An 11,950-nucleotide genomic window follows, 5' to 3' on the forward strand; every position below is an offset into this window, starting at 1 on the left:
CCCTACTAGGACGAAAGTAATACGTCTCGGTAGGGTAGATGCCGTGACATGGGCTCGAAGCCGCCATGTGGCGGCGCGGCATGAAGACCGCGGTCCCACACCGCCTCGGCGATGACAACATCCGGCGGCAGCAAGCCCTTTCGCGACGCCCCTGCGAAGCGCAGCATGCCGCGTGGGGCCGACACTAAGAAAGCAACTAAGGGCTGCACAAGGCTAGGTTCATCCCTGCCCCAAGGAAGCGACTCCTCCTGTTCACTGGTGAATCTTAAGGAAAAGCACAGTTCTGCATACTATAAATATTGATGAACTGTCAGCGTTTCAGGCGGTTGTTCAGTTCGAGGAAGATCACTATCATCAGGTCAACTGCGAAATAATTTATATCTTCCAGTGGCGAGGCGATTTCGCGGGGCGATAGTATAGACGAGAGAGACAGATCTTGACGAGGTTAGAGCAATTTGCTTCAAAAGAAGCACTACCAAAAAAGCCAACATCTCGAGAGCCTAAAGTTGTAGACCTTTTTTCAGGGGCTGGAGGCTTTTCGCTAGGGGCACGTAATGCGGGTGCTCAAGTCGCATTTGCGGTAGAGTTTGACAAATTCGCAGCAGCTACCTACCGTAATAACCTATGTAGAGATGGCAAAACTACGCTCTACACCGAAGATATTGTTGAGCTGGATGCGAATGCTCTGGCCGAGAAGCATTTTCCAAATGGTTCAGAGTGCGACATTCTTTTAGGCGGACCGCCCTGTCAGGGCTTTTCTACCCATCGAATAAATAATGCGGGTGTGAACGACCCTCGAAACACCCTGATTTATCGATACTTCGACTTCGTAAGGGCCTTACGTCCAAGGGCTTTCTTGTTGGAAAATGTGCCCGGGCTACTCTGGCCCAGGCATAAAGAGTATCTGGAAAAATTCTATCAACTTGCAGCGGATGAGGGGTACACTGTTTTTGCGCCATCAACGCTCGATGCTAGAAATTTTGGTGTGCCGCAACGAAGAAAGAGAGTTTTTATTCTGGGCATCTGCAAGCGAAGACTGACACCATCTTTGAATTGGCCGCTGAAACCGTCCCATTCAGAAACAAGTCAAGATCCGGAAAAAAAGTGGATCTCATGCCAAGATGCTTTCTTGCCAGCAACTTTGGGTGACCCTAACGACCTGCACATGAACCACAATGAAGAACTGATCGGAGCGTTCAAGAACACGCCTCCAAATGGCGGTTCAAGACGGGACTCTGGCCGCACTCTTCCCTGTCACAAGAACCATGACGGGCACAAAGACGTCTATGGTCGGATAGACCCGCGGGTTCCAGCTCCCACAATGACAACTGCATGCATCAACCCTTCGAAAGGTCGCTTTGTTCATCCAACTGAGCACCATGGGATCACTGTGCGCCAAGCGGCGCGCCTCCAAACATTTCCGGACGATTTTGTGTTCGAAGGGGGCTTGACCGCAGCAGGAAAGCAAATAGGCAATGCGGTTCCAGTGAAAATGGCAGAAGCATTGATAAATCATCTAGTTTCGATGGTTTGCCCAGTAACTGAGCCAGCATGCCTACCGGTCCATAATGAGCAAAAATCATGAAACGTTCCGGCTTCAAGACAAGAGCTAGGACCGTCGACCATTTGGGCAGAGAACAGGTCGCTGATTGCCCAACCGCAATTTCGGAACTTTGGAAAAATGCGTTTGATGCATATGCGACAGACGTTATCCTGGACATTTTCGACGAGAAATCTCCGATAGCCGTGGTTTCAGACAATGGCCACGGAATGAATCTATCCGAATTTCAAGATCGATGGCTGGTCATTGGGACTGAATCCAAGGCGACGGGAGACAAAGTACCAAAGGCTGATCGAAAAGGTCTTCAGGAAAGGGTTAAGCAAGGTCAGAAAGGCATTGGCCGGCTGTCGTGTGCCAATCTGGGGCCTATACTGCTACTAGTCTCTAAACGCTCTGGTGAAAAATTCGTCGTTTCTTTGGTTGACTGGCGATTATTCGAAAACCCATTCCTAAACCTTTCTGACATTTTTTTTCCGACTGTCGAAGTCTCCGGTCTCGAACATGCCTTTGAACGCCTTCCAAGCATGATCGAGGAGCTTGTCCAAAATATTGAGCCGAACAGCAGGCCAGTCTTGGACGACTCTGACACAGAGTATGATGATGCGAACAGAATTGCAGAGGCTTGGAACGATTTCGACAATCTTCCAGAACGTTCCGGAGGTGTGACTTCGAAGTCGATAGTTAAGAGCATCCGAGAGCTGAGTTTCTCGTTTCACCACCTGTCCGGATGGGCCGTCGCTCAAGGAACTGCAGATAGCGGTACCGCTCTCTTGGTTTCGGGTATCAACTACGACTTGCAATCTCAACTTCTATCACCGCCCTTCAAGCAGTCGGTTGCCAGAACACGTAAGAATTTCAGAGAAACTTTGGCTAGTTTTCTTGACCCATTCGTTGATGCAGATGATCAGACACTTCCTGATTATTTTTCGGATTTTTCCTATCAGGTGCGCATCTGGAAAGATGATGTATCAAAGACGATTGTTGGCCGTGAAATCGGCATCTCTCGCCGTGACGTTTCACAGTTGGAGCACTGCATTATTGGTAGCGTGGACATCGAAGGTGTTTTCCGTGGGCGTATAAAAGCTTGGGGAAAATGGCTCCCCGACCAAGTCAAAATACTTCCAGCGACTGATGTTCAGATCCCTACCAGAGCAGATACAAGACTTGGAAATTTCGAGCTTTTCATCGCGGCCATGGAATTTGACTACAAAAACTCGACCCACGAAAAGGCGGAACATGACAGATTCAGAGAGATAGCCGAACTGTACGCAGGCTTCATGATATTCAGGGATGGTTTGCGCGTACTGCCATATGGCCGCAGTGGCGATGATTTCTTTGAGATTGATGATCGTCGATCAAGGCATGCAGGTCGTGAATTCTGGAACCATCGCCGGATGTTCGGACGTATCGGAATTACTCGTGCTGGCAACCCAAACCTGAAAGACAAAGCCGGTCGCGAAGGAGTCATAGACAACCGCGCAGCAAAAGCTCTAAAAGATGTCGTAGTCAATCTCCTCATGCAGTCGGCACGGAAGTATTTCGGTACTGATGCACCAATCAGAAAAGAGCTGCTACCGGATGTAGTGGCAAACAAAAAGCAAGCACGCGACGCAGAAGCTCGGCGCAAACTGAGCGATAAGAATAAGAAGACTTTTGCACGCAACCTCAAAGAGGGCCTTGAGGCTCTCCCTGATTTGCTGGGCCGGCTGGAGTGCGCAGCGAAGGACCTGACTATCAAAAACGACGCTGATGTAGCGGATAAACAAGAGCTCATTTCTGCATTTCGAGACCAACTTCCGCCAGCGACAATTCCAGGCGCGCCTCGTTCAATGTCACCACGTCAACAAGAGAATTATTCGGCCTATCGCTCTCAAGCTTCTCAAGCGCGAAATCTTTATGCCAGTGTCTCCAGAGCTGTCGATGACGAGGTTGAAAGGTTCAGACCTTCGGACCCACTTTCAGTTTTACAAAGCCAGGTAGAGAAGTCCCGGAACAGAATTTCAGCTCGAGTCAATCACTGGCAAAAGCTTGTTCGGACACTTCAAACTGATGAATTCAAGAGAATCCTTGATCTGTCTGATCAAAGAAAAACACTGTTTAAAGCTGAGGCTGAAGCCGTGCTGCAACTATTCAAAGCCGAGCGAGAAACCTTCTCCTCGGCATCAGCAAAGCTGACAAAGATCGATCGCGACATTTCAGAACAGAATGAGGACATTTTTGAACCGTATGTACGCGCTCTTGAAGGGCTGAAAGAGAGTATTGATCTTGAGCACCTTGCTACACACGGCATGGAGGAACTCGCGGAAGCAAGAGTTGAGCTCGAGAGGCTCAACAGCCTAGCGCAACTCGGCATAGCGGTGGAGATCACCGGACATGACTTGCAAGACTTTGATGATATCATTGCCTCTGGCCTTCGGGCGCTTCCTTCTGAACTTTCGCAAACAAAGGCAGTTCGAGATATAACACTTGGCTACGAAGGATTGACGGATCAACTTCGCTATCTTTCACCACTCAGATTATCCGGAATCAAGATTGAGAGATGGATTACTGGCGCTGAGATTCAAGATTATATTCATGATTTTTTCGCCCCAAGCTTTAAGAAAAACCAGATCGACTTTCGGGCCACTGAAATCTTTCGTGGCTTCAGAGTCTTTGATCAACCTTCGAGGTTATTCCCTGTGTTTATCAACTTGGTGAACAACAGCATCTACTGGGTTGGTACCAGCCGAAGTGCCGAGCGCACAATTTTATTTGACGTTAATTCTGAGAAAATCGTTGTCGCCGATAGCGGGCCGGGTGTAGCAACTGAAGATATCGAAAACCTCTTCAAACTCTTTTTCACAAGAAAAATTCAAGGGGGAAGGGGTGTCGGACTTTACCTCGCTAAAGCTAATCTGGTCTCTGGCGGGCACTCTATTTCGTATGCCCGAGACGATAGCAACCAGCTACTTGCGGGCGCAAACTTTGTTATAGACTTGAATGGGGCTGAATTTAAAAATGGCTGAGGGATTCGAGAGCTTCATTGAAGATGCATTTATTGATCCAATCCGGTCGGTTGTAATTGTTGATGATGACTATCCCACGATCGAAGAGGTTTTGAATTCTAATGTCGAGGGTGAAGGTAAAGTTACAAAGACTGATAGCCAAAAAGGCTGGGTAAAAAACCCCCGACAGGTACTGGAGGTAGTCAGCGAATTTCGTTCCAAAGAGAAGAAGTACATACTCGACATTCACGACGCCCAGAACCTTACTGACGATCAAGAAGTTGAGGGTGCGGCCCACCTCCATCAGACTGATTTGTTAGTTTTGGACTACCAACTTGATCCCGAGAATGTTGAAGACCATACACGCTCCCTTCGGATTGCGCGCAAACTCTTTGCTAGCGATCACTTCAATCTAATCATCGTCAATACCAATAAAGATCTTAACGAGGTATTTGAAAATTTTTTAATTGGGCTGCTAGAGAGGGATTGTTTGCCAGCCCTTTCGGAAGAAGCCAGCGCTAGGGTCGAGGAAGCATACGAAAAAAATGACATCCCAGATAGTTTTTCGGATGGCTTGAGGAAGGCTGTGGGGTTTCGACAATTTATTTCGGTGGTACAAGATTGTAAAAATATTTCTCACGTGATGTCGGGAAAATCTGAGTTTGCGGCGCTGTCTAAACTCTTTGCAGATTCAGGGTTGCCAAAAAAATATTGGATCAGTATCGCAATGTCTGCAATCCTATCCTATCAGGAGAAAATAGCTGACCAGATGAGCGTTGGAAGCTGTGGAGTATCTAGTTTCCGCGATTCAGGCAATGTGAAGTGGATTCGATCTGATCGTGGCTTCATCACATTTTCAGACAAGAAGGCAAAGAGGCCGCTGCTGGATGCTTTACGCGCAGCGCTAGCTGACTGGAAGCCGAGACCCTCGCGTCTTTTATTGGCTAAGATGTCAGCTGATATCGAAAATCAAGGTGTCGAAATGCAAGATCGTGCCCTTGCCGACAATCATTCATCCGCACTTTGGTTTAAAGATTTGCTGCTTTCCAATGAATTAGAGCGAAAATCGGCCATAGACGGTACAGTCAGACGGCACATTGAGGCCATGGTCGCTGAAGTGCTTCCAGGGGTTCGAGCTTTTGCTGAGAGGCTTGTTGCGTCTCAAAGACAAGATCTGGAAGCGGACAACATTTCTATTGTCAAGAGTCATTACCAAGTTGATCTCTCTAAAATGGAACAACTTCAGAAGGCTCAATTGTTCCATAATGCCCTAACTTGTAGCGAGGACGTGTCTGGGTGGCATATCCAGACGGGTCATGTTTTCGAAGCCGCCGGGGAAACCTGGATTTGTGTCTCACCGTTGTGCGACACTGTCCCTGCTCAAATTTCCAATAATAATATCCAGCTGCACGGAGATAGACTTAGATTTAGCGCAATCAAGCTGCATTCGAAAAATTCGAACAAGATGCCCAAGAACGTTCAAAGCAATCAGTTCTTATTCTTTAATTCTGAACATGGCATATCAGTCTTCTCGATTGTTGTGAGTCCGGATGCCATGCCGGAGACGGAGGTTTTCTATGCCGAGAACAAAGGCATCTTTCACGACGGCTTTAAATTCACGATATGCCGTTCTGAAGTGAACCGAAACTCTAACGAGCTCGGCATGGTCAGCCACTCTACTGAGGTTAGTTACCAGCTTAGGTACGAGTATGCACAAAATCTTGTCCAACGTCTTGGAGGGGCGGTGACAAGGATCGGACTTAATTTCGCTGGCAACTAAAGCGTCTAAATGAGCCCTTTGGAAGCTATTTTTTTGAATAGACTGGTATCAGTTTTTTTCGCAGGCAGCGAATGGCAGCTATGGCGCGCCGCATCGACGTATTTAGAGTATTTCATGAACGGCAGATCAGGGCCGTTCACTCCACTTACGCTCGGCCCGGCAACAAATTTGCGAGGTCCGCTTCCTGAGCATCTCTGCCGGTCAAGCAGCCTGCAGCATCACCTAGCGCCGCGTCAACGCGCCGAGCATCAGCTTTTGGGAAGTTGGTCTTGGGATCTCACGGCAGCAGCATAGCTATCGCTGCGCCAGGCAAGAAGGTCGCGAAAGGGCTGCAACCGGTCATGCGCGGCGTCTTGCACGAATGGCGGCTCTGCGCCGGAAGTGTCGAACATGCTGGTCGTAGCGCCCCCGGGCGGAACGGCAGCTACCTGAGCACCTCTGCCTTTCGCGCCAGGCGTTACTAAGGACAGCTATCTTAGCCACGTCGATGGATGTAAATGGTGATCTCCGACATTTAGTCACGCGTGAGGCCGAGATTTCGTGCTGGAGCGCACGGCTGAAAGCTAAGTGATCAAATTTGACCAGTGTCGATTCAGGCCTTCAACTACCGTCTTCTGCGTTGCTGGTACTTTTGCAGCTTCAGAGAGCTCGGCGCAGTTCGCCCTGACCAGTGCCTCGGCGAGGGGCGGGCACACGCTGTTCCCGCAGCAGCTGACCTGGACGTCTTTGGTGAAGGGCCGGAACTCCCAAGCCCCGTCGGTTTCCTGCCAGTGGCCGTCGATCACGTAGTCTGGCGGAAAGCCTTGGGCGTTGAACAGCTCGCGCGGGGTGAGCATGCGCAGGCCGATATCGGTGATGACGTAGGTGGCGCCATCGATCTCCATAGTGACGACATCGCCGCCGTCCCAGACGCCATGGGCCCGGAGGAACTCGGCCACGGCGTGGGCGCGGGGCGCGTGGGCTTCGGTGAACGGCGGCACCTGCAAAGCCGCCTGAACATGCGCCATGCGATCCTTGACGGTGATCGTGTGGCAGGGCGCGTTGGTCCGGGCGCCGTCTCCGGTGCCGTAGTATTTGGCGAAGAAGGATGCCACGGGCTGCTGAGCCAGCGTAGGGATGATGACGGCGTTCTGATCCTTGCGGCTCGCACAGATTGTGGAATGGGGCAGGGTCGCCGGGCGGCAGGCGCCGCCGTGCTGGGCATAGGTCAGCACCGGTGCGATCAGCGCGCTGTGACCGCCGCCGGCCAGAACGGTCGGATGCGGGGCCGTGACCGCGCTGTCGCGCCGGGCTGTGCCCTTGAGCGACATGAGCGACGGCGCAAGCAGACCCAGCGGGGCCGCGCCGCCGGGGCGTTTGATCCAGCTGTTGGCGGTGATCGTCGGCGCCGGGGCGCGCAGGTCGGATCCTGTGGCGCCGCCGTTGAACCGGGTCAGACTGGGGACCACGAGGGCCTTTTCGCCCCGATGCGCTCCGGTAATGGTGCGCAGGGGCTCGGCGAGATCTTCGATCCGCCCGCCGTGGGTGAGGTTGACCAGGAAGGGGCGCTCGGCGTCCAGCACATAGCGTTTCATGCCGCGCGCGATGCGGGCCAGCGTGTTGGCAGCCAGAGGGCGCTTGGCCCGCAGGCCATGCTTCGCCATGACCTCGGCACTGCTGTCGAAGATCGAGGGACATGGCAGCGACCAGTCGATGCACTCAGCCGCCGCACGCCATGGTTGCAGCTGACCTGACATCACCTCGGCGCTGTCGGGCGCGCCGTGCGTCGGCGCGGGCCAGACGATGGGCTTGCCGTCAAAGCGGATGATGACAAACAGACGCTTGCGGATGGTCGGGGCGCCGTAGTCACAACCACGCAGCTCGCGCGTCTGCATCTTGCCGCCGAGGCGTCGGATCTCCTTTTGCCACGCCCGAAAGGTCTCGCCACGCCGGTCAGGGCAGGGCATCAACCCGCACGGCGTTTCCACCAGCGGCCCCCAGTCCTTCCACTCCTCGACGTTTTCCATGATCACGACATCGACCCGGCCACCCTTGCGCTGCAGGCGGTCGATCCACCCCGGAATGATCCAGGCGAGGTCGCGGATGTTGCGCTCGACCGGCTTGCCGCCCTTGGCCTTGGAGAAGTGCTTGCAGTCGGGGCTGAACCACATCAGCCCGATGTGACGGCCTTGCATGTGATCCAGAGGATCGACCCGGAAGACGTTCTCGGAGAGGTGCAGGGTGTCAGGGTGGTTCGCGGCATGCAGCGCCAGCGCGGCGGCGTTGTGGTTGATGGCGATGTCGGGACTGCGCCCAAGGGCAAGCTCTATGCCAGTGCTGGCCCCGCCGCCGCCCGCGAAGCTGTCGACGATCAGCGGGCGGGGATCGGAGTACACCGGGACAGGTGAGGGGTCCGCCAGAATGCCGAAGAGGTCGGAGCCATCCATCAGGCCATCCCCAGGGCTTCTTTGTACATCTCCAGCACCGCCTCTTCCTCGGCGATGTCGTCGGGCTCGCGCTTGCGCAGGGCGATGACGCGCCGGATGATCTTGGTGTCGTAGCCGCGGCCTTTGGCTTCGGCGAAGACCTCCTTTTGCTGGTCGGCGAGGTCTTTCTTCTCGGCCGCCAGCCGCTCTATGCGTTCGATGAAAGCGCGCAACTCGGCGCCAGTGACGCGGAAGGCGCTATCGCGGACGGCCTTGTCGGCCTCGGTCTCTTTCATCGGCGTCTTGCCGGTGGGGTGGTCAGACATGGGGTGTCCCTTTGGTGCGGGGTAAATGGCGCAATCGAGCTTGGCGCAGGCATCGCGCTGGCCTGCGGCGTTGGCTGGGCCGTAGACGGTGGGCGCTTCAGCAGCGGCCCACGCTGCTATGGCGACAACCGCGCCGATGGCAGCAACCTTGAGCCAGGTGGGGGCGGGTGCTTCGGACATGACGGCTCCTAGCGCGGGGCTGCGATCTTGCCGGTCCAGACGTCGAACTCGGTGATCAGGATGTTGAACCTGACGAGGGCCTGCACGTCGCTGTGCAGGTCGGCCCGGCTGAGAATGTTGCACTGATCCCGCAACCAAGCAGAGGTGACGTCCTCGGTGAAAAAGCTGACGCTGTAGCCGCATTGCTGCGCGGCGAAACGCTGGAAGCGCGAATCCTTAAAGAGCAAGGCCGCCTGCGTCCCGGCGGGCAAATCCGCGAAGGCGGGGCGTCTGGCTGTGCGGGTCATGTCTGCGCCCCGACAATCGCGGACAGCAGCGGACTCACGATGAGCCGCCAAACTGCGAAGCCAGTGCCGTAGAACAGCATCAGGCTGGCCAGCACGATGAGGATGCGCTGCGAGCGGACCGAGCGGCGGGCAAGGGCGTTCAGCGTCCGCTGCCATAGTGACGATGTTGTCGATGTCGTGCTGATCGGGTGGCCGGACATAGGGATCCCCATCGGCCAGCAGGACATGCGGCCGTCAGCGCTGAAGTGCGCTGGTTGAAAATGATGGATGGAAGAAGCGCCGGGGCTTACGCCTCGGCTGATGCGCCTTCGAAGGTGATCTTGTGCGCGGTCCGCTTCCAGGCGCGGAAGGCGTCGGCCTCGTCGCGCCCGGAGGCGCTGATGCCATGCAGGCTGATCTCGAACAGGTGGAGCGCGTGAGGCGTTTCGGGCGGCGCGTCATAGCGACCCCCGGTCTCCACGATCTCGCTGACCAACGCGTCGCGCTGACCGGCGGTATCGAGGCATTCGAGGTTGGTCAGGAATGCGGCCAAGCGGTTGTGCAGGGCATCAAGGGTCATGCTGGGCCTCCGCTCGTCCGCCGCGCGATGATCTCGGCGAGGCGCTGCTGGGTGCGCTGGCAATGCGGCTGGATCTGTTCTGCGACGGTGCCGACGGCTGGCATGGCTTGGCCGAGGGTACGCCCACGGGCGGCGCTGGTTTGATCGTGCAGCGGCGTCAGGCGGGCGAGGCGCTCGGGGTCGATCTCTTGTCCACGGGCGGCCTTGGCGGATGCCCAGTTTGCCGCTCTGGCGGCTGGGGAGCGCGCGATCAAGTTGGTGGTGCAGATGTGGGCGTAGTAGTCGGTGAGGGTAGGGGGATGCATGTGGATCTCCATCAGGTCGATGGGAACCTTTCGTAATCCGAAAAAATCGGATAGGCAACAAGTAAATCCGATAATATCAGATAGCCTATTTGAAGCGAAGTCTTGTCACCAAACAGTCCTGCGGGGATCAAACCATGAACGAAGAGCAAGTAGGATGGTGCTAGCGATTCTCCACGCTTTGCGACGTCTGGGTCTTAATGTTAATTGGATAGGTGACTTCAGGACGGCTCTCGTTCACCAAGAGCAGCTAACAGCTCCATCTGAACATTCGAAGGAAGCTGAGGCAGATCACCGTGCAGGATGAAATTGAAATCGATCCTAAAAGACCTGTAAAAATAGCGCATTAGCTTAACTGAAGGTCGACCGGAAAGCACCTGAGAGTTGAGTGTGGTCGGTGAGAGGCCCAAGTGTGCTGCTATTTCCTTCTGCGCCATACCACTGACCTTCTCGGCCGCCTTAAGGCGGCGAGAGATGGCTTCATCAGAGGTATCGCCAGTACGAGCAAGACGTTCTCGCGCTTCCGGATCGTTGGAAATTGGGGCTCTTTTCATGAGGTAACTCATACCCCGGAAGTCCATCAAACCGAAGATCTCGGATCGAAAAGCTTGCATATCCGATATTATCGGATTATTGGCGTTATTCATGACAGAAAATGTTCGTGAGATGCTGAGAACTATGGGCGGTTTTCGACACATGGCCCTGAGAGTTGGATTGGCTGCGGCGACGTTGCACAGCGACATGATGGCAAACGTCCTGCGAGCGAAGTTTTACTTTGCCTTTCGGGATTTCGTTACCGAGCTGGGCTGCGTTTCTCCCTCGCCGGATTTGTTCGGCTTCGCTGCCCCTCTTCGTTCCGCGTGTGTAGGTGAGGAGTGTGACGTCGTATGACGCATTCATTCGGCCTTTTCTCCGCGCTGCCGTGCTGCCCGAGACACGATACAGAGTCGCGAGCATACCCACCTCTTTCTTACCCTTTCACCGTCCGCTTTGAGCTCCGTTCTGCCCGAATGGGCTTCATCTGTCCCGCGAAACCGTCAGGAGAGTTTCCCCATGCGTAATGTGCGCCCTGCGTCGATCCAGTCGGCGGTCCAGTCCTCGATGCGAGCGGGCGGCGGCCTAGAGGCCGTCGCCAATGACCTCGGCGTCGGGGTGTCGACGTTGTCCCACGGCACCGAGTTGTCCGAACAGCGCCCCGGCGGGTTGGGTGTGAACTACCTTGACCGGCTCGGGCGGATCTCGCCAAAGGCTGCCGTGCCGATCGCTCAGCACTTTGCGGCGCTTGGCGGCGGGGTGTTCCATCCGCTGGAGGTCGAGGGGCGGCTGGCCTCGGACATCCACCAGATCACGCGCGATTTCTCGGACGTGTTGCAGCGCCATGGCGAAGCGCATTCGCCGAGTTCGGAGAACCCGAACGATTACACCCCGAAAGAGGCGATGGCGCAGGTGGTCGAGCTGGACCAGATGGTTTGCGCCGCGATGAACTTCCGCGCGGCTCTGCTGCAGAAGGCGGGCGTCTCCGTGGTGCCAGCACAGACGCGCGCGCAATGACGCGGGGCCAGATTT

The 11,950-nt window shown here is 54.8% G+C and carries 11 protein-coding genes; 4 read left to right on the plus strand and 7 right to left on the minus strand.

What is annotated here, in order from left to right:
- Positions 1-436: 436 nt before the first annotated feature.
- The 3 genes from F3W81_RS19350 to F3W81_RS19360 are packed head-to-tail and all read left to right on the plus strand — an operon-like array spanning position 437 to position 6,325.
- Entirely contained in the window at positions 437-1,585 is a 1,149-nt protein-coding gene (locus F3W81_RS19350; protein WP_193081130.1) for a DNA cytosine methyltransferase, read from the plus strand.
- Positions 1,582-4,566, plus strand: a complete 2,985-nt coding sequence (locus tag F3W81_RS19355; protein WP_193081131.1) for an ATP-binding protein — start codon at positions 1,582-1,584, stop codon at positions 4,564-4,566. Before F3W81_RS19350 ends, F3W81_RS19355 begins: the two co-directional genes overlap by 4 nt.
- Positions 4,559-6,325 (plus strand): response regulator receiver domain, encoded by a 1,767-nt coding sequence (locus tag F3W81_RS19360; RefSeq protein WP_193081132.1) that lies wholly within the window; start codon positions 4,559-4,561, stop codon positions 6,323-6,325. The genes F3W81_RS19355 and F3W81_RS19360 overlap by 8 nt, the downstream gene beginning before the upstream one ends.
- Positions 6,326-6,888: 563 nt before the next feature.
- Here the strand turns inward: F3W81_RS19360 and F3W81_RS19365 are convergent.
- The 7 genes from F3W81_RS19365 to F3W81_RS19395 all read right to left on the minus strand — a co-directional run bounded on the left by F3W81_RS19365 (position 6,889) and on the right by F3W81_RS19395 (position 11,031).
- Positions 6,889-8,751, minus strand: coding sequence for a DNA cytosine methyltransferase (locus F3W81_RS19365; protein WP_193081133.1), 1,863 nt, complete (start codon positions 8,749-8,751; stop codon positions 6,889-6,891).
- Positions 8,751-9,026 carry a DUF2312 domain-containing protein gene (locus F3W81_RS19370; RefSeq protein WP_193084044.1) on the minus strand — a complete coding sequence of 92 codons (276 nt, stop codon included), beginning with the start codon at positions 9,024-9,026 and terminating at the stop codon, positions 8,751-8,753. The genes F3W81_RS19365 and F3W81_RS19370 overlap by 1 nt, the downstream gene beginning before the upstream one ends.
- Before the next feature lie 218 nt (positions 9,027-9,244).
- Positions 9,245-9,523: a hypothetical protein gene (locus F3W81_RS19375; RefSeq protein WP_193081134.1), complete on the minus strand. Its 279-nt coding sequence runs from the start codon at positions 9,521-9,523 to the stop codon at positions 9,245-9,247.
- The gene (locus tag F3W81_RS19380) at positions 9,520-9,723 is read right to left on the minus strand and encodes a hypothetical protein (RefSeq protein WP_193081135.1); all 204 of its coding nucleotides are present in this window, start codon (positions 9,721-9,723) and stop codon (positions 9,520-9,522) included. The genes F3W81_RS19375 and F3W81_RS19380 overlap by 4 nt, the downstream gene beginning before the upstream one ends.
- Before the next feature lie 86 nt (positions 9,724-9,809).
- A complete protein-coding gene (locus tag F3W81_RS19385) occupies positions 9,810-10,082 on the minus strand; it encodes a hypothetical protein (protein WP_193081136.1) in 273 nt (90 codons plus the stop codon).
- Positions 10,079-10,387, minus strand: a complete 309-nt coding sequence (locus F3W81_RS19390) for a hypothetical protein (protein ID WP_193081138.1) — start codon at positions 10,385-10,387, stop codon at positions 10,079-10,081. The genes F3W81_RS19385 and F3W81_RS19390 overlap by 4 nt, the downstream gene beginning before the upstream one ends.
- Positions 10,388-10,605: 218 nt before the next feature.
- Positions 10,606-11,031: a helix-turn-helix domain-containing protein gene (locus F3W81_RS19395; RefSeq protein ID WP_226941752.1), complete on the minus strand. Its 426-nt coding sequence runs from the start codon at positions 11,029-11,031 to the stop codon at positions 10,606-10,608.
- 406 nt (positions 11,032-11,437) lie between these two features.
- Between F3W81_RS19395 and F3W81_RS19400 the strand changes: the two genes are divergently transcribed.
- Positions 11,438-11,935 carry a hypothetical protein gene (locus F3W81_RS19400; protein ID WP_193081141.1) on the plus strand — a complete coding sequence of 166 codons (498 nt, stop codon included), beginning with the start codon at positions 11,438-11,440 and terminating at the stop codon, positions 11,933-11,935.
- The last annotated feature ends 15 nt before the right edge of the window (positions 11,936-11,950 follow it).

The sequence above is a fragment of the Pseudooceanicola spongiae genome (assembly GCF_014899185.1).
In the GTDB taxonomy this organism is placed as follows: Bacteria; Pseudomonadota; Alphaproteobacteria; order Rhodobacterales; family Rhodobacteraceae; genus Pseudooceanicola; species Pseudooceanicola spongiae.